The following is a 16,937-nucleotide window of genomic DNA, read 5'->3' on the forward strand; positions in this document are numbered from 1 at the left end:
TGATGATAAGGACAACCTTGTTGACTGGCCCCATATTCACGCTGGCTGCGGTTCCGGCCCTGGCGCAGACGCCTGTCACTCCCTTTGGCACCCTGGACGTTACGGCGGAAGCCGTGCATGCCGGACCGGTCGGCCGCCAGTCACGCGTCAGCAGCAACAGCTCCGGTTTCGGCTTCAAAGGCAGCGAAATCCTGGCGGGCGGCTGGAAGGCGCAATTCCAGATCGAAGGCGGCATCAACGTCGACACCGGCAGCGGCGGCCTTAATTCGCGCGACACCTTTGTCGGCCTGGGCGGGCCCCTCGGCCAGGTGCGCCTTGGCTTCATGACCACTCCCATGCGGGCCCTTGGCGGGCGCTTGAATTTTGTGCCCGGCTCGACGTCAATCGCCAATAACATCGGCGTCATGACCACTTTGAACGGCCTGCACGCGGGCTTGAACTCCCGCCTTGCCAATTCGGTGCAGTACACGCTTCCCGCGCCGGCCGGCTGGTCGCCGACTTTGCTATGGTCACCCGGCGAGGCGCGGCCGCAAGGTCTCAACGACCGTACGCTGGGCGTTGGCATCAATTATGAGGCGGCCGCATGGTTTGCCGGATGGGCTTATGAGAACCGCAGGGCGCAACAAAAGCTGGCGCTTGGCGATTCGAGCGATTGGGAAAACCGGCTGGTGCTACGCTATACGATGGGGCCCTGGAGTATCAGTGCAGGCTGGGACAAGCTGGGTTCGCGCGGCCTGTTCGGCGCAAGCCACGGCGCCGTATGGCGCCAAGCCTGGACGGCTGGTGCGGCCTGGCGCCACGGCCAGCATGACGTGATGCTGCACTTGAGCTTCGCACGCCCGGTGCAATGCTTTGGCGCTGCGGACGGCAAGGGACAATGCGCTGCCTCCAATATCGGCGCCACCGGTGCGCGCCAGATAGCCTTGCTGTATCACTATGTACTGAGCAAACGCAGCACACTGGGGCTGTTTTACACGCGTATATTCAACGATGGCCAGGCGCTATATGACTTTGACGCCAATCCGGTCGTGCCTGCCCTGTCGCAGCGCCGCCCGGGCGCCGATCCCACTGGCGTAGGCTGCGGCCTGCGCCACTCCTTTTGAGCAGCATGAAGCTGCCTCTCCCACGCTCGCTGCGCTTTCGGCTGGTGATGGCCAGCGTGCTGGTGGAACTCGTGCTGCTGGCGCTATTGATCGCCAACTCTGTCCGCTTGATCGACAAGGCCGCGCGCGCCAGCGTGCAGGCTTCGCTGGACCAGGTGGTGCCAATGCTGAACGCGGCCATCGCGCCTTATCTGCTGGAGCGTGACTATGCCGGCTTGCAGGACTTTCTCGGTGCCTTCATACAGGGCGAGGAACGTGAATTGAGCTATGCCAGCATTATCGAAGCAGAGGGGCATGAAGTGGCGCGCGTCGGCCTCGCGCGTGGTGTTGCCTTGGCCGCGCCGAGCGCCAGCGTTGAACAGGCTGTGGAACAGGGAGAATATCGCACGGAGCGCCCGGTGGTGGTCGGCGGGCAGCAACTGGGCGTTCTGCGCATTGGCCTTTCGACCCGTATCGCTGCCGAAACCCGGGCCGCCCTGATGCGCCAGGGGAGCTTGATCGCAGGCCTGGAGATTCTCGCCAGCGTGGTCGTTCTGAGCTTGCTCGGCCTGTGGCTGACGCATCACCTGGAACGCGCCGCAGCAGCTAGCCGCGCCATTGGCGACGGCGACTACACGCGCCGCTTGCCGGAACAGGGCGGCGCCGAGGTGGCCGAGCTGGCGCGAGCGGTCAATCGCATGGGGCATGAAGTCGAACAGCGCGAACAGGCCTTGCACCACATGAACCTGGAGCTGGAACGGCGCATCGCCGAGCGCACCCACGCGCTGGAGCAAAGCCTGCTGGAGCAGCGCACCATCCTCGATAACGCCATTGTCGGCATCTTGTTCGTACGCGACCGCATTATCCTGCGCTGCAACCGGGGCTGGGCCGAAATGCTTGGCTATACGATCGCCGAGCTGGAAGGGCAGAGCACCCGCATCTATTATGAGTCGGACGCGGCCTACGAAAAGCAGGGCATGCTGCTCTACCCATCGATCATGGCGGGACAGGCCACCTATAGCGAAGCTTCGTTCCGGCGCAAGGATGGCAGCCTGGTTGAATGCAGCTTCCAGGGCAAGGCGATCGACCCGGACGATGTGGCGAAAGGCAGCATCTGGGTCCTGCAGGACATCACTGCGCGCAAGGCCGCGGAGCGCTCACTGGAGCAGCGCAGCCGCGACCTGCAGGAGTCGCTGGAGCGCTTGCGCAGCACGCAGCTGCAACTGGTGGAGGCGGAAAAGCAGGCAGCGCTGGGACAGCTGGTTGCCGGCATGGCGCATGAACTCAACACGCCGATCGGCAATATGCTGACAGCCGCCTCGGGCCTTTCGCACTTGCACGAGCAACTAGCGGGCGCGCTGGAGAGCGGTGAGCTGACGCGCGCCCGCCTGGTGCAATCAAACCGCCAGGCGCACGAGGTGGCGCTGCTCATCGAACGCAACGCAGAGCGCGCGGCGCAATTGATCGAACGATTCAAGCTGGTGGCGGCAGACCAGCGCGAGGAACAGCGCCGCGTGTTTGCCGCTGCGCCGCAGGTGCGGGCCGTGCTGGAAGGCTTTGAGCATCGACTGCAGCGGCGCGGCGTAAAGGTCCATGCGGAGCTGGCGGAAAACATCGTGCTGGATAACTATCCCGGCATGCTGCTGCAAGTGCTGGTGGCTTTGCTGAACAATGTGCTGGATCACGCCTTCGATGGCGTCGAACAGCCGCAATTATGGGTGCGTCTTTGGTGCCCGGCCGAGGGCCGTGCCGAAGTGATTGTGCGCGACAATGGCTGCGGCATCGAAGGGTCCGCGCTGGCGCGCGTGTTCGAGCCGTTCTATACCACGCGGCGCGGCGCCGGCCATGCGGGGCTGGGGCTGCACATCCTGCACAACCTCGTTACTGCGCTTGGCGGGGAAGTGCATATCGACAGTACGTCGGATACCGGCACGCGCGTCACGATTGGCTTGCCCTGTATTTTGCAGTAGCCGGTTTCAGGGCTTGGATTCCGACTGCATTTTCTTCATCTGGCGCGCGGCGCTGCGGACAAAGGCGAAATCGGCATCGTTGGCTGGCGCAAAGCCGCGCACCGAAGCCGTGGCAAGAGCCTTACGGCCTGCTTCGCTACGGGAGATGCGCAGGATGGCCTGGGCAATGCGCTGCACCTCGGCCTCGCCCATGTCCGCACGGGCGATCCAGACGCCGTGCGGAATCGGCGGCGAGCGCCAGAGGATGCGAAGCTCGTCGATCTTGACGCCGTATTTCTCATTCAGCTGGTTATCGGCCATGGCGCCTGCATCGACCTGCTTATTGTAGACGGCAATGGCGGCATTGGGCTGCTTTTTCACGTGTTCGACCTTGCCCAGGTCGGCCAGGTTGATGCCGTTGCGGCGCAGCTCCAGCAAAGGCATCAGGTAGCCGGAGGTGGACTTGACGTCGGTGAAGGCAAAGCGTTTGCCGCGCAGTTCCGCCACGCTGCGCAGGCCCGAATCCTGGCGGGTAAAGATGATCGAATGGTAGGAGTCGCCGTCGTCTTCCACATAACGCACCAGCAGGCGAGCACCGAAATCGTCGTGCGCGGTCACGTAGCCGAAAGCGCCGGTGCCGGCGATGTCGACCTGGCCATCTTTAAGCAGGCGCAGTGTGTCTTCGTAGTCGCGGCCGGCAACCAGGCGCACCGGGAGGCCCAATTCCTTTTCCAGTTCGCGTGCGAACGGGCCGAAATTATTCAGCAGCTCGATGGCTGAAAGATTCGGGTTTGCCGCCAGGCGCAAGGCTTTGTCCTGGGATTTATCCTGGGCCATGGCATGGCTGGCGCACAAGGCGATCACCGCCATCAGCATGCCCAGTAGTGATCTTCTCGTCAGCATAGGCCCCTTTCGCTTGCGTCAAGGGCCATCATACTCCCGTCCCGGTCAATGCCAGTTGACGATGCGGCCGCGTTGTTCGGGCACCAGCAGTTCGACGTCGCCGGCTTCGATAGCGTTGCTTGGGTTGGCGAGGAAGCGCGAGAGGCCGCCTTCGCCGCTGCGGGCTTGCACGCCAACCCAGGCGTCGCGCCAGGTGTGCTTGGCGGCGTAGAGGGCGGCGTCGGCCAGGCGTTGCAGCGATTCCGGTGTCAGTGCGCTTGGGCGGCCCGGCATGCCGGGGAAGGCGGCGAAGCCGATCGAGACGGTCTTGCGCAGTAGTTGCCCGCCGGGGATGTGGAAATCATGGGCGGCGACGGCAAGGCGGATTTTCTCGGCCAGCGCGGGCGCGTCGTTGCGGTCGATGAAGCGCGCCACCAGCAGGAATTCTTCGCCGCCCCAGCGCACGATGTGGTCGGAGCTGCGCATGCATTCGCGCAGCAGGCCGGCGGTCTGCTGAAGCACGGCGTCGCCGGCAGCGTGGCCGTATTCGTCGTTCACGCGCTTGAAGTGGTCGAGGTCGAGCATGAACAGCACCAGGTCGGAATGCGGTTCCGGCGGCATGCTGCGGTGGCGGCGCGCGGCCAGTTCGAAGTCGGCCTGGATGGTTTGCTCCAGGTAGCGGCGGTTGTGAAGGCCGGTCAGCGGGTCGGTCAGGCTGGCTTGCTCCAGGCGGCGTGATGCTGCTTCCAGTTCGGCGGTGCGTTCGGCCACCAGGCGTTCCAGGCGTTCACCGCGGCGGCGCAGCGCGTGCAGCCGCAGCCGGAACAGGAAGGCGATGCCAACGGCGCCCAACAGCCACATGGTGCTGCGGAACCACCAGGTCTGGTAAAAGGCTGGTTGCACGTGCAGTGCCAAGGCCCATTCCTGAGGGCTCCATTGGCCGGTGCGGTTGCTGGCTTGCACGCGCAATTGGTAATCGCCGGGAGGGAGGTGGGAGTAGGCGGCAACGCGCTGTCGCGCATCGACGTTGACCCAGCCGGCGTCGTAGCCATCCAGGCGGTAGCGGTATTGCTGCTGCTCAGGCGCGCTGAAGTCAGGGGCTGCAAATTCCAGGCGCAAGTCGCGCTGGTTCGGCGACAAAGTGCGTTCGGCGATCACGCCGGCGCCGGCTTGCTCGACGCCGTCGATGCTCAAAGCGGTCGCTGTGACCGAGGGCTTGAAGGCCCAGCTGCGCACCATTTGCGGCCTCACACGCAGCAAGCCTTCCGGCGAGCCAAACAGCAGGTCGCCGTTGCGCATGCGTTCGCGGCTCGCGTAATACAGGGAGCGGAATTCATTGCCGTCGGCACGGTCGAAACTGCGCCAGCGCCAGGTCAGCGGATCGATGCGAACGCGGCTGCCCAGCCAGACCTGGCCTTGCGCGTCCTGCACCAGGGATTCGGGCGGGTGGGGCGGTAACTTCAGGCGTGTGGAGAGCACATCGAAGTGCGCCGTCTTGCCGTCGAAGGAGCGCAGGATGGCGGCGCCGGATTGCGTCGCGAGCCATAACTGGCCGTCCTTCGCGACCATCAGGTCGGGCACCCAGTTGTCGGGCAGGCTGTCGGTGCGCGCGGGATCGCGCCGGATGCGTTTTGCTTTGCCGGTCCTGGTGTCGAAGGCATTCAGGCCATCGTTGGTGCCGACCCAAAGCGTGCCATCCGGCGTGAATGCCAGGGACTCAACTTCGCGCCCGGACAGGCTTTCCGGATCGTCGGCCTGATGGCGCCAGGCGCTCACCGCGCCATCCTTGCCGATGCGGGCCATGCCTTGCTGGGCGCCGGTCCATAGCGCACCGCCTGCGTCGAACACCATGCTGCGGATTGGCCCGCCGGGCAGGCCTTGCGCGCTGCCGAAGCGCAGGAAGCCTTGCTGGCCGGGGCGCTGGCGGTGCAAGGTGCCGTCCAGTGTGGCGACCCACATGCTGCCATCGGGACCTTGCGCCAGGCAGGTGATGGCGCCGTCGGACAGCGTGTCGCTGCGTTTGGGATCGGGGCGGAAGCCGGCCACCAGCTTGCCGCCGGCATCGAGCACGTCGACGCCATTGCCATTGGTTCCGAGCCACAGCCTGCCGTCGGCAGCTTCCAGCGCGCGGACGATGGCTGGGTGGCTGGGGCCTTGCGGATTCGACGGGCTGTGGCGCAATCTCATGAAGGCGCGGCTGGCGGGATCGTGCAGCGCCACGCCGCCGCCCCAGGTTGCGGCCCAGGCCAGGCCGGAGCGGTCGACCAGCAGGGCGCCGATGCGGTCATTGCCGATGCTGGAATTGCTTGCACTATCGTTTTGCAAATGGTCGACCACGGCCAGGCTGATGCCGTCGACGACGTCGATGCCTTTGCCGAATGTGCCGAGCCAGATTTCACCTGGCACCGGTTCTGCAATGCTGTAGATCCAGAAGTGGTTGAGGCCAGCCAGCATACGCACGTCGCCGGTCGCCGGGTTGAGCACGGCGGCGCCCTGGCGCGAGCTGCCGATCCAGATGCGGCCTTGGCTATCCTGGAACAGGCGGATTGCGTTGGCGGGGCCGACCGGCGGCGAGAAGCGGCCATCGCCCAGCAAGCGTTGCAGGCCTGCTTCGCTGGCCACCCAAAGGCGGCCTTCGCGGTCGAGCAGGACGGCGCGCACCTGGTTGCTGGCCAGGCTGCTGCTATCGCCATCAAGGTGGCGGTGATGACGGAACTGGCCGGTGGCCGGATCGAATACCGACAGGCCGTTGTCAGTGGCCAGCCACATCACGCCGCCCGACTGCTCTGCGATGCTGTCGACGCGGTCATTGGCCAGGCTGTCGGCGCGCCGCGGGTCGTGGCGGTACTGTGTGAAGTGTTCTGTGCGTGGATCAAAGATGGACAGGCCGCCGCTGAAGGTGCCGACCCATAGCCGGCCGTCGCTCGCGGGATAGAGGGCGCGGATATAGCTGCCGCCAAGGGAGGATGCATCGCCGGCGCGCGGACGGAATACCTTGTAGCCGTAGCCGTCGTAACGCACCAGGCCATCCTGGGTGCCAATCCACAGCAAGCCTTGCGCGTCTTGCACCATGGCCGTGCCGAGGTGGGCGGGCACCTGGTCCGGCATCGCGATGCGCTGGAATGACACTTCGCCCGGACGCTGTTGCGCCGATGCGATAGTGCCTGCGGCCAGCAGGCAGGCGAACAAGGAGGAGCGCAGCAACGAAGGCATTGCCAGTGTGGGTTTTATGGAAACTATCATTATGCCATGCTGGGTTGTGTCTGCTAGGATGATTCGACACAGGGAGGCAGTCAACGAGCCGCGTACCTACGGCGCGCAGGTGAAGATCAATTACTGATACTTCGACGTCATGCGCAGCCACTGAGGGTCGTCGCGCATGCGCTTGACGATTGGCGCGACTTTGTCGAACAAGTCATTGCGGCCTATCGGCACCAGGAAGCGGCGTTCCGTCGCGCGGCCTGGCAAGTCAACGAAAGCCAGGCTGTTGCCCAGGCCGTGCAGTCGCACAAAATAGCGCGCCACCGATTCCGACACCGCCACGCAATCGATGCGGCCACGGCGCAGCTTTTCCATATTGATTCAGGGCGCGGCAAACCCCGTCGTTTACGGCGGGGTCAAGAGCGCGGACGGCGAAGCCGTCCTTGCTCGCAAGCTAGTGCGGGGTTTGCTGCTGTTCGATATATTGCCGAATGACGGCAATGGAGGCGCCGCCGCAACTTCCGGCAAAATACGAGGGTGAACACAATGCGCTAACCCACAGTTTCTGTCGGATACTTGGGTATTTTCTCTTCCGGATCACGCGGCTGGAAGCCCCTTTGAGGCTATTGACCAAGCGCGAGACCGCTACTTTCTGCGGGTAGTTCACCAGGAGGTGAACGTGATCGTCTTCTTCATCGAATTCAATCAGTTCCGCTTCAAAGTCCGCGCAGACGCCCGCAAAGATCAGGCGCAGGTCGCCCAGAATCTCGTTAGTGAACACATTGCGGCGGCAATTCGTGACAAAGACCAAAATGCACATGCATCATAAAAACGCATAGCCTTTTGTGGCGGAGCTCGCTTGAACTGGTTATAGACCAAACTACACTGAAGTGATGTTACGACTTCAAGCTGACCGGTTTGAGCTGATGCCAAATGGCCGACAACGACGCGCCATGTGCTGCTTTGCGGGCGCTTGCCGCTACGTCTTTAACAAGGCACTGGCCCTGCTCAAGGAAAACCATGCAGCCGGCAAGCCCTATCTTGGTTATGTAGCGATGGCCAGGCAATTGACCATGTGGCGCAATGGAGCGGAGACGCCATGGTTGCGGGAGGCGCCTTGCCACCCCTTGCAGCACACACTGAAACACCTGGACCAAGCGTTCAAGAACTTCTTTGCCGGTCGTGCGGCGTACCCTCGTTTCAAGCGAAAAGGGGGCAGGGAAGCATTTCGGTATCCTGACGCCAAGCAGATCAAGCTCGACCAAGGCAATAGCCGCATCTTCCTGCCCAAGCTTGGTTGGCTCCGTTACCGGAACAGCCGCACCGTATTGGGTGAAGTGCGCAATGTGACGGTGAGCCAAGTGGCAGGCAAATGGTTCATTTCGGTCCAGTCGCAGCGCGACGTCGAGCCCGGCGTGCCGGTAGTATTGTCTGCGGTGGGAATCGATGTCGGAATTACCCGTTTTGCGACATTGAACGACGGCACCTCGATCGAGCCTTTGAACTGCTTTAAACGTCATCAACAGCACTTAGCGAAGTATCAGCGGCGCATGAGCCGCAAGGTAAAGTTCAGCAAAAACTGGCATAAGGCCAAGGCGCGCGTACAGCAATTGCACGCGCGCATAGCCAATATGCGCAGGGACTTCCTGCATAAAGCCAGCACGGCGATTAGCCAAAACCACGCTATCGTCTGCCTGGAGGATCTGCAGATCAAAAATATGACGCGCTCAGCCAAGGGCACGCGGCAGCTGCCTGGCACAATGATGGGACAGAAGCGAGGGCTGAACCGCAGCATCCTGGATCAGGGATGGGGCGAATTCAGGCGGCAGCTGTCCTATAAATTGGCTTGGTGTGGCGGCACGCTGGTGCTGGTGCCACCGCACCACACGAGCCAGACTTGTCCGCGCTGCTGCCATGTATCGCCTGATAACCGGTGTACTCAAGCCGTGTTCCGTTGCACTGCATGCGGATACTGCAATCACGCCGATGCGGTTGGTGCAATCAACATCTTAGAGCGGGGGCTCCGCTTGTTAGCCTGTGGAGAGTTGGCGCGGTCAGGCCACTCTGCGAAGCAGGAACCTGCCAAAGCGACGACGCATCACTTTGCGTAGCGCCGTAGGAATCCCCGTCCTTTAGGGCGGGGAGGAAGTGTGCGCCCAGCATGGGCGCGATCTTGGAGGTGAAAGTCCTCCCACGAGCTGACCACAGCGAGTGAAGTGTAGCGCAACTGCGTGAGGGTGACCAAGCGTGGGAAGGAAGCGCGAAGCGAAACCGTGAGCCGATGGACAAAAATCAGATACAAGGCGCGACCAATCAGGGCGAGCAGGCACTTCACTGCGAAGCTCTTGTGGTCAAGGAGACGTCGCGTAGATCTGGCGGTTGTGCGGGGAAGGATCGCGTTCTTACCTGGGGAGATCTCGCTTTATGCCTGAAAGGGCAACGGCGCAAGCCGGAGCGAGAAGTCAGCAGAGGCCGTAGTAGCCGGACGCAAAGCCGGTGAGGCGTGAAGCGTCAGGTGAAGGGCTGAACGAGAAGGAAAGCAGGAACCGATGACTCTTGAACAGGCATTGCATCAGAAGCTGAGGCAACTTGGACGAATCGCGGGCGGGGCGGGTGAAGCTCGTTCCGTCGCGTTTCGTGATGAAGCTTGTTCGGCGTGGCATACGGCAGATAGCTTAGGGCGAGAATGCTTGCTTCGGCAGGCTCTATCGCGTGAGAACATGGTCGCGGCATGGAAACGTGTCAAGGCCAATAAGGGAAGTGCTGGCGTCGATGGTTTGTCCATTGAGCAGACAGTTGAATACCTCAAGACTCAATGGCCGCGCATACGGCAGGAACTCCTCGATGGTACGTACAGGCCCCAAGCCGTTCGCCGCGTGGAAATTCCAAAGCCCACTGGCGGAGTACGGGAATTGGGTATTCCAACTGTCACCGACCGGCTTATTCAGCAAGCGCTACTGCAGATTCTGCAGCCGTTGATCGACCCGACGTTCTCTGAATTCAGTTACGGCTTCCGGCCGGGCCGCAGTGCGCACGACGCTGTGCTTCAGGCACAACGACATGCACAGGAGGGCTTCCGGATAGTCGTAGACGTGGACTTGGAGAAGTTCTTTGATCGGGTCAACCACGATATCTTGATGGACCGTCTTGCCAAAAGAATTTGTGACAAAGCCGCGCTACGGCTGATTCGCCGATATCTGGAGGTCGGGGTCATGAACGATGGAGTGGTCCTTGCACGGGATGAAGGCACACCGCAAGGCGGTCCTTTGTCTCCGTTGCTGGCCAACGTCCTGCTGGATGATGTGGATCGCGCTTTGACCCAGCGTGGGCACCGATTTGCGCGCTATGCCGATGACTGTAACGTTTACGTGCGCAGTCAAAAGGCTGGCGAGCGGGTACTTTGCTGGATGCGCAAGCTGTATGCGCGGCTTCACCTCCGTGTAAACGAATCGAAAACCGAAGTGGGTCCCGTGTTTGGCCGTAAGTTTCTCGGATACTGCCTGCGGCGGTGGGCGGGGAACACGGTCAAGATTGCGGTTGCCCCCAAGGCGATCAAAACGTTTAAGCAGCGCATCAAGACTCTCACCAAGCGTGTCGGTGGCAAGAGCATGAGACAGGTCGCAGAACAGATGAGGGAGTATCTGCCGGGATGGAAGTCCTACTTCCGTCTCGCGCAAACGCCTCAAACGTTCAAGAACCTTGACTCATGGATTCGGCACCGACTCAGGGCCATTCAGCTCAAGCACTGGCGCGTCGGTCGGACGGTGTATAACCGTCTCCGCAGCCTCGGTGCCTCGCATGACATGGCGGTACTCCTTGCCGGCGGCGCCGGTAGCTGGTGGGGGCACAGCGGGGCTGGAATGAACCGCGTCCTCACGGTCGAATACTTCGACGGGTTGGGCTTCCCACGACTCACATGACCTCAACTTCTCGAACCGCCTGGTGCGGACCCGCATGCCAGGTGGTGTGGCAGGGGCGCGGCTAACCGCCGCCCCCTATGCCGATCAACCAGTGGTCGATGCCGGGGTAGACATAGCCCAGCGTGAGCCCGATCGATTTGCCGGCAAGCGAGCCCTGTGCGACGTCATCGAACCACTGCGGCATCATGCCTATCACGATGCCATCGAGTGAGCCGTCCTCCAGCTGCATCTGCAAGCGCTTGCGCGGCAAGTAAGCCAGGCGGTAATTGGTGCCGTCGGTAGCCTGCTTGTTCAGGTAGTCGATTGCTTCGTGATAAATACCGCGGGTGCCGTCGATGACAAGGGGCGCGAAGTTGGCACTGGTGTAGACGGTGACGGTGTCAGCCTGCGCAGCGAGCGACACAATCAGCATCAGTACCGGCATTAAAAATTTCATGAACGCACTATAGCAAAGGCCTTGCACTTGCATCATGAAAGTGAAATTCTTCATTGGCAATTGTTTCGCGCGGCTGCAACAGAAATGGTGATGGAGTAAGAGATTTTTGTGGTTAATTCTCACGAATTGTAACGCCGCCCGATAATTCGGCATATGATCAAAGCAAGAGGTATCGCGGTGCCGCAACGCACTTTTTGCCAATCTTTTCTTTGGGAAATGCCATGAATCCAACCTCCCTCCTGGGCCAGCTCAAGCTGAGCCATAAGTTCATGATTCTAGGTCTGATCGCAGCGCTGCTGGCGATTATCCCAGCCTACCTGTACATGCGCGAAGCCGGCAAAGTGCTGCAAGCCTACCAGGATGAACACACTGGCTTGCCGGTGGTGGTGGATGGCCTGAAGGTCGTGCAGTTCACGCAGCAGCATCGCGGCTTGTCGGCGCTGGTGCTGGGTGGTGTAAAAGGCGTAGAGGAGAAACGCCGCGCCAAACAGGTGGAAGCCGATGCCGCTTACGCCAGGCTGGAGAAAGCCGCAGCGACGATTGGCGACAAGGCCATCATTGATGCCTTCGCCGCCGCCAAGCAGGAATGGGAAACGCTGCGTAACAATGTAGCGGAGGGCAAGATCACCGTACCGCAAAGCTATACGGGGCATACCGGCCTTATTCCAAAGCTGCTCAAAGTGAATGAGCTGATCGGCGATGCCTACGGCTTGAGCCTCGATCCGGACAAAGACAGCTATCAGTTAATCCAGTCCATGTTCTACCAGTTGCCATGGCTGACAGAGGAAACCGGCAAGACGCGCGCCAAGGGCGCTGGCCTGTTGGCGAAGAAGGAAGCCTCGGCGGAAGACCGCATGACGGAGGCCGCCATCATGTCGCGCGTGACGGACCGGCTCGACCAGACCATGACCGCCTTCGGCAAGGCCGCTTCGGCCAATCCCGATATCGACAAAAAGCTGGGCGCTAAGCTGCGTGAAGCGGCCGATGCGGCGCGGAAGATTGTGGAGCTGGGCACGGAGCAGATCGTGAAGGCTGACCCGCTGACTTATTCAGGCGCTGAGTGGGTGGAAAAATGTACAGCCGCTATCGACATGCAGTTCGCCGTCAATGAAGCAGCGGCCAAGGAAATCGACAGCATGCTGAAAGAGAAAATTGCCGGCTTTACCGAGCAGCGCTGGGTCATGATCATTTCCATGGTGGGCCTGTTTGCCCTGGCGGGCTGGATCTGTGTGCTGATCGCGCGTTCGGTGACGGTGCCGCTGCAAAACGCTATCGCCGTGGCGGATGAAGTAGCGAAGGGAAAGCTCGATAGCGATTTCGATGTGGGACCGCCCAATGAAGTAGGGCAGTTGCTGCGCTCCCTCAAAACCATGAGCGAGAGCTTGCGCTGCATCGTGTCCGACGTGCGCGCCAGCGTGGACCAGATCAATGCCGCCAGCCGCGATATCGCCACCGGCAATGCGGACGTATCGTCGCGCCTGGAGTCGCAGGCCTCCAACCTGGAGGAAACCGCATCCTCGATGGAAGAACTGACTTCCACCGTCAAACAGAATGCCGATAATGCGCGCCAGGCCAACCAGCTGGTGCACAGCGCGGCGGACGTGGCCAGCAAGGGCGGCGCCGTGGTGTCGCAGGTCGTGACGACCATGGGTGAGATCAACGACAGCTCGCGCAAGATCGTCGACATCATCGGCGTGATCGATGGCATCGCCTTCCAGACCAATATCCTGGCGCTGAATGCTGCGGTGGAAGCGGCGCGCGCCGGTGAACAGGGCCGTGGCTTTGCCGTGGTGGCATCCGAAGTGCGCAACCTGGCGCAGCGCTCGGCCTCGGCGGCCAAGGAGATCAAGGACTTGATCAATCACAGCGTCGACCGCGTCGAAACCGGCAACCGCCTGGTCGGCGAAGCGGGACGCGCGATGGAGGAGGTGCTGAAGAGCGTGCAGAGCGTCACCGCCATCATGCAGGATATCGCCACCGCCTCGGCCGAGCAGGGCAACGGCATCGAGCAAATCAATATGGCCGTGACCCAGATGGACGACACCACGCAGCAGAACGCGGCGCTGGTGGAAGAGACGGCGGCTGCTTCGGCCAGCCTGCAGGACCAGGCGCAGTTGCTGGTGAAATCAATCAGCATCTTCACGCTGGGGAACGAGGATAGCGGTACGGCGGCGCTGGCAGCGCGGCTGGCGCCCGCGGCCGCCAAGCGGCGCGCGCCAAGCAATGTGCGCGCCTTACGGGCGGCCTCGGTATAATTTCCTGCATGGAAAAGCTCAGGGACTTAGCGACCGTTATTTCAGAAATGCAGCGTGGGGAACTGGTGTTCCCCACCAGCGTCAATGCCGCGCTGTCCTTGCAGATGTCCCTGGCCGATCCCGATTGCCACGATGATGAAATCGCGCGCAGGGTGCTGGGCGAACCTGTGCTGGCGGCGCGCGCTGTGGCGCTGGCCAATACCGCGGTGTTCCGTCGCAATGGCGGGCCGCCTGTTACCAGCGCCCGCGCGGCAGTTCAGCGCCTGGGCTACCGCAACCTGTATTCGCTGGCGGCATCGATGGTAGTGCGCCAGTTTGGCGCCCGCATCCGCGATCGCGCACTGCGCGAGAGCGCCGAGCAGCTCTGGAAGTATTCGGCCCATGTAGCGGCCATTGCTTACCAGGTGGCACGCCACATCACCCGCAGCGATCCGGATACTGCGCTGTTTGCCGGCATCGTGCACGAGGCGGGAAACTTCTACCTGCTGTCGCAAGCGGACCAGGTGCCTGGCTTGCTTGATGAAATGGGTAATCGTTTAGGTCCGGTGCAGGAGATTGTCGCGCGGGGAGTGCTGCGCAAACTCGATGTGCCGGAGCCGGTGGCTGCTGCCATCATCAGCTTGCGCGATGGCGCCATCAGCCTGCCGCCGGCTGGTTTGCGCGACACGCTTTTGCTGGCGCGCCATCTGTGCCCTGTGCTCTCGCCGCTGCCAGTATCTCAGGACGATTACCTGGTGCGGCGCACGGACATCGTGCAATGCCTGGATACTTTCCCGGGCCTGGCCGACTTGCTTGACGTTGCCGCCAACGAAGCGCGCTCGATGGGCGCTGCCTTACTTGCCTGAGGCCTGCATCAATTGCTGCGCCAGCAGGCTGGCATGCGGCGTCAACTCCCCGAACTCGCGCGCGCAAAGGAACAGCCTGCGCGTGGCCCAAGGCTCGGCCAGCGGCACAATCGCCAGGTCGCGCCGCAGTTGGCCCGCCAGTGCGCCTGAGAGAATGGAAATGCCGATGCCGGCTTCCACATGCATGGCCACATTTTCGATATTGCGCAGCTGGATGCGGTAATCGAGCTGGCGGCCCAGGCGCGATGCGCGTTCCGCCAGGTGCACCTCGAGGGCGGTATCCGCAATGCCTACGATAGGCTCGCCGATGATGTCGGCAAACGTCACGGACGATTCGCGCGCCAGGCGATGCGCGTGGCTGGCCGCCACCACCAGCTGGTCGCTGGCGATCAAATGCGTTTGCAGCGGACCGAAGTCCGTGATGTCCGCGACGATGCCCAGGTCGGCGCGGCGGTCCACCATCGAATGCACGATCTCCGCGCTTGGCCGCTCCAGCAAATCAATCGACAGGTCGCGATGCGCTGCGAGGAAGCGGCACAGGTGCGGCGGCAGGAAGGCGGCCATGGCGGCGGTGTTGGTCATCACGCGGATGCGGCCTTTCAAGCCCGTTGCGTAAGTACGCAGTTCGCCGCGCATCTGCTCTACCTGGCCCAGGATGGAACGCGCATGGCGGACCAGGGCGTCGCCGGCGGCAGTGGTGCGTACGCCGCGCCGGTTGCGTTCAAGTAGTGCCGCGCCGAGCGTCTCCTCCATGCCGGCAATACGTTCGCTGACCGAAGCCAGCGCCAGGTGCATGGCGCGCGCGCCCTGGGTCAGGCTGCCGCATTCCACTACTGTCAGGAACAGCCGCATATCGGTCAGGTCAAAGCGCATAATGCCTCCAGCATTCGGAATTTCCGAAGTGTAGCACCGGAATTGCCAGATTGTGGGAGTTCCGGCTGCCGACTAACATCGCTTTTATGGAAGCGATAATCACGACATTTACAGCGGGAATACTGGCTGGTGCGATGAATGCACTGGCTGGCGGCGGCTCCTTCGTCAGCCTGCCGGCCATGATGGCGGCGGGTGTGCCACCGGTTCAGGCGAATGCTTCCAGCACGGTCGCGCTGCTGCCGGGAGGCCTGGCGAGCGTCTGGGCTTATCGCGACGGCTTGCAGCCGGTAGGCGGCGTGCCGCTGCGGACGATGATGGTGGCGACACTGTGCGGCGGCCTTGCCGGAGCCTTGTTGCTGCTGCGGACTTCCTCCACGGCCTTCACTTTTGTGTTGCCCTGGCTGTTGCTGGCAGCCTCCCTGACGCTGGCGTTTGGACGCCGCCTTGGCGAGGCCTTGCGCACACGGTGGCAGGTGCGCCCACATGCGGTGCTGGCGGTGCAGTTCGCGCTCGGTGTGTACGGCGGCTATTTCGGAGGTGCGGTCGGGATCATGATGATGGCGATGTGGGGACCGATCGACAAACGCGACCTGAAGGCCTTGAATGCGCCGCGCACCTTGCTTGTCAGTTCGGCGAATGCGGTGGCCGTGCTGGCCTTCAGTGTGGGCGGGGCGGTGTACTGGCCATTGACGCTGGCAATGCTCGCGGGGGCCGTGATCGGCGGTTACGGCGGCGCCCACCTCGGCCGCCGCGCCCCGGCCAGCGTCATCCGCGCCTTCACGCTGCTGGCTACCTGTTGTATCACCCTGGCGTTCTTCATGAAGGCCTACGCACCTGCGCTGCTGCAGCGCTGAAACCGAGGGAGAGAAATATGCTGAACGCCTTGTTGGAAACCATTGGAACGCTGGGCGTCATCGCCAGCATCGTCGTTAACGTGATAGCGCGGCGTTCCTCGGCCCAGGCTGGGCCGAACGACAGTTAAACGCGGGATTGCTCGAGGATGCGGACGAGGGATTCGATGCCTTCGGCGTCGACCGCATCGAAGCGTCCAGGCAGTGGGCTGTCGAGGTCGAAGACGCCGATGACGGCGCCTTCCTTATCGAAGATCGGCACCACGAGTTCCGAACGGGAAGCGGCATCGCAGGCGATATGGCCAGGGAAGGCATGCACGTCTTCCACCACGCTGGTAGCGCGTTTCTCAACGGTCGTGCCGCACACGCCGCGGCCTTTTTTGATGCGGATGCAAGCAGGTTTACCCTGGAACGGGCCCAGCACGAGCTCATCCGGACCTTGCATGAAATAGAAGCCCGCCCAGTTCAGGCCAGGCATGCTGTTGAATACCAGCGAGCTGGCATTTGCCGTATTGGCAATCCAATCGTGCTCGCCGTGCACCAGGCCGCCCAGTTGGGAGCGCAGGTCTTCATACATGGCGCGCTTGGCTTCCGGGGTATCGGTGCTGTAGGTAGTTTCGCTGAGGGAAAAGGACATTTGGCA

At 62.3% G+C, this 16,937-nt stretch carries 13 protein-coding genes and 1 pseudogene; 7 read left to right on the forward strand and 7 right to left on the reverse strand.

Features of this window, described 5'->3' with window-relative positions:
* Nucleotides 1–20 precede the first annotated feature (20 nt).
* A complete protein-coding gene (locus AC1RTP_RS00965) occupies nt 21–1,103 on the forward strand; it encodes a porin (RefSeq protein ID WP_498604104.1) in 1,083 nt (360 codons plus the stop codon).
* A 5-nt stretch (nt 1,104–1,108) separates the two neighbouring features.
* Nucleotides 1,109–3,052 (forward strand): ATP-binding protein, encoded by a 1,944-nt coding sequence (locus AC1RTP_RS00970; protein WP_498604105.1) that lies wholly within the window; start codon nt 1,109–1,111, stop codon nt 3,050–3,052.
* Nucleotides 3,053–3,058: 6 nt separating this feature from the next.
* Here AC1RTP_RS00970 and AC1RTP_RS00975 read toward each other — a convergent pair whose 3' ends face one another.
* The 4 genes and pseudogenes from AC1RTP_RS00975 to tnpA form a co-directional block, all read right to left on the reverse strand.
* Entirely contained in the window at nt 3,059–3,934 is an 876-nt protein-coding gene (locus AC1RTP_RS00975) for a phosphate/phosphite/phosphonate ABC transporter substrate-binding protein (RefSeq protein ID WP_498604106.1), read from the reverse strand.
* 45 nt (nt 3,935–3,979) lie between these two features.
* Nucleotides 3,980–7,156 carry a ligand-binding sensor domain-containing diguanylate cyclase gene (locus AC1RTP_RS00980; protein WP_498604108.1) on the reverse strand — a complete coding sequence of 1,059 codons (3,177 nt, stop codon included), beginning with the start codon at nt 7,154–7,156 and terminating at the stop codon, nt 3,980–3,982.
* 90 nt (nt 7,157–7,246) lie between these two features.
* The gene (locus tag AC1RTP_RS00985) at nt 7,247–7,489 is read right to left on the reverse strand and encodes a hypothetical protein (protein ID WP_498604109.1); all 243 of its coding nucleotides are present in this window, start codon (nt 7,487–7,489) and stop codon (nt 7,247–7,249) included.
* 79 nt (nt 7,490–7,568) lie between these two features.
* Nucleotides 7,569–7,986 (reverse strand): annotated as a pseudogene (gene tnpA / locus AC1RTP_RS00990) (IS200/IS605 family transposase).
* 21 nt (nt 7,987–8,007) lie between these two features.
* On the opposite strand from tnpA, the gene AC1RTP_RS00995 reads away from it, so the two are divergent.
* A complete protein-coding gene (locus AC1RTP_RS00995) occupies nt 8,008–9,225 on the forward strand; it encodes an RNA-guided endonuclease InsQ/TnpB family protein (protein WP_498604110.1) in 1,218 nt (405 codons plus the stop codon).
* Between the two features lie 438 nt (nt 9,226–9,663).
* Nucleotides 9,664–11,034, forward strand: a complete 1,371-nt coding sequence (gene ltrA / locus AC1RTP_RS01000) for a group II intron reverse transcriptase/maturase (RefSeq protein WP_498604111.1) — start codon at nt 9,664–9,666, stop codon at nt 11,032–11,034.
* 61 nt (nt 11,035–11,095) lie between these two features.
* Here ltrA and AC1RTP_RS01005 read toward each other — a convergent pair whose 3' ends face one another.
* Nucleotides 11,096–11,458 carry a hypothetical protein gene (locus AC1RTP_RS01005; RefSeq protein ID WP_498604113.1) on the reverse strand — a complete coding sequence of 121 codons (363 nt, stop codon included), beginning with the start codon at nt 11,456–11,458 and terminating at the stop codon, nt 11,096–11,098.
* 233 nt (nt 11,459–11,691) lie between these two features.
* On the opposite strand from AC1RTP_RS01005, the gene AC1RTP_RS01010 reads away from it, so the two are divergent.
* A complete protein-coding gene (locus AC1RTP_RS01010; protein ID WP_498604114.1) occupies nt 11,692–13,725 on the forward strand; it encodes a methyl-accepting chemotaxis protein in 2,034 nt (677 codons plus the stop codon).
* Between the two features lie 47 nt (nt 13,726–13,772).
* A complete protein-coding gene (locus AC1RTP_RS01015; protein WP_498604115.1) occupies nt 13,773–14,570 on the forward strand; it encodes an HDOD domain-containing protein in 798 nt (265 codons plus the stop codon).
* On the opposite strand, the gene AC1RTP_RS01020 is transcribed toward AC1RTP_RS01015, so the two are convergent.
* Nucleotides 14,559–15,443 (reverse strand): LysR family transcriptional regulator, encoded by an 885-nt coding sequence (locus tag AC1RTP_RS01020; protein WP_498604116.1) that lies wholly within the window; start codon nt 15,441–15,443, stop codon nt 14,559–14,561. The two genes, AC1RTP_RS01015 and AC1RTP_RS01020, sit on opposite strands and share 12 nt — an antisense overlap.
* 86 nt (nt 15,444–15,529) lie before the next feature.
* Between AC1RTP_RS01020 and AC1RTP_RS01025 the strand changes: the two genes are divergently transcribed.
* Complete coding sequence (locus tag AC1RTP_RS01025; RefSeq protein ID WP_498604117.1) at nt 15,530–16,297, forward strand: sulfite exporter TauE/SafE family protein; 768 nt, start codon at nt 15,530–15,532, stop codon at nt 16,295–16,297.
* Between the two features lie 124 nt (nt 16,298–16,421).
* Here AC1RTP_RS01025 and AC1RTP_RS01030 read toward each other — a convergent pair whose 3' ends face one another.
* Nucleotides 16,422–16,931 (reverse strand): GAF domain-containing protein, encoded by a 510-nt coding sequence (locus tag AC1RTP_RS01030; protein WP_498604118.1) that lies wholly within the window; start codon nt 16,929–16,931, stop codon nt 16,422–16,424.
* Nucleotides 16,932–16,937 lie beyond the last annotated feature (6 nt).

The organism is Pseudoduganella sp. GW821-FHT11H04, assembly GCF_058807935.1.

What these genes read in the sequence shown, in the direction of transcription:
- AC1RTP_RS00980 (WP_498604108.1), bottom strand. Translation starts at nt 7,156, where the DNA reads ATGATAGTTTCCATAAAACCCACACTGGCAATGCCTTCGTTGCTGCGC.
- AC1RTP_RS00985 (WP_498604109.1), bottom strand. Translation starts at nt 7,489, where the DNA reads ATGGAAAAGCTGCGCCGTGGCCGCATCGATTGCGTGGCGGTGTCGGAA.
- ltrA (WP_498604111.1), top strand. Translation starts at nt 9,664, where the DNA reads ATGACTCTTGAACAGGCATTGCATCAGAAGCTGAGGCAACTTGGACGA.
- AC1RTP_RS00970 (WP_498604105.1), top strand. Translation starts at nt 1,109, where the DNA reads ATGAAGCTGCCTCTCCCACGCTCGCTGCGCTTTCGGCTGGTGATGGCC.
- AC1RTP_RS00995 (WP_498604110.1), top strand. Translation starts at nt 8,008, where the DNA reads ATGTTACGACTTCAAGCTGACCGGTTTGAGCTGATGCCAAATGGCCGA.
- AC1RTP_RS01025 (WP_498604117.1), top strand. Translation starts at nt 15,530, where the DNA reads ATGGAAGCGATAATCACGACATTTACAGCGGGAATACTGGCTGGTGCG.
- AC1RTP_RS01015 (WP_498604115.1), top strand. Translation starts at nt 13,773, where the DNA reads ATGCAGCGTGGGGAACTGGTGTTCCCCACCAGCGTCAATGCCGCGCTG.
- AC1RTP_RS00975 (WP_498604106.1), bottom strand. Translation starts at nt 3,934, where the DNA reads ATGCTGACGAGAAGATCACTACTGGGCATGCTGATGGCGGTGATCGCC.
- AC1RTP_RS01030 (WP_498604118.1), bottom strand. Translation starts at nt 16,931, where the DNA reads ATGTCCTTTTCCCTCAGCGAAACTACCTACAGCACCGATACCCCGGAA.
- AC1RTP_RS01010 (WP_498604114.1), top strand. Translation starts at nt 11,692, where the DNA reads ATGAATCCAACCTCCCTCCTGGGCCAGCTCAAGCTGAGCCATAAGTTC.
- AC1RTP_RS01005 (WP_498604113.1), bottom strand. Translation starts at nt 11,458, where the DNA reads ATGCCGGTACTGATGCTGATTGTGTCGCTCGCTGCGCAGGCTGACACC.
- AC1RTP_RS01020 (WP_498604116.1), bottom strand. Translation starts at nt 15,443, where the DNA reads ATGCGCTTTGACCTGACCGATATGCGGCTGTTCCTGACAGTAGTGGAA.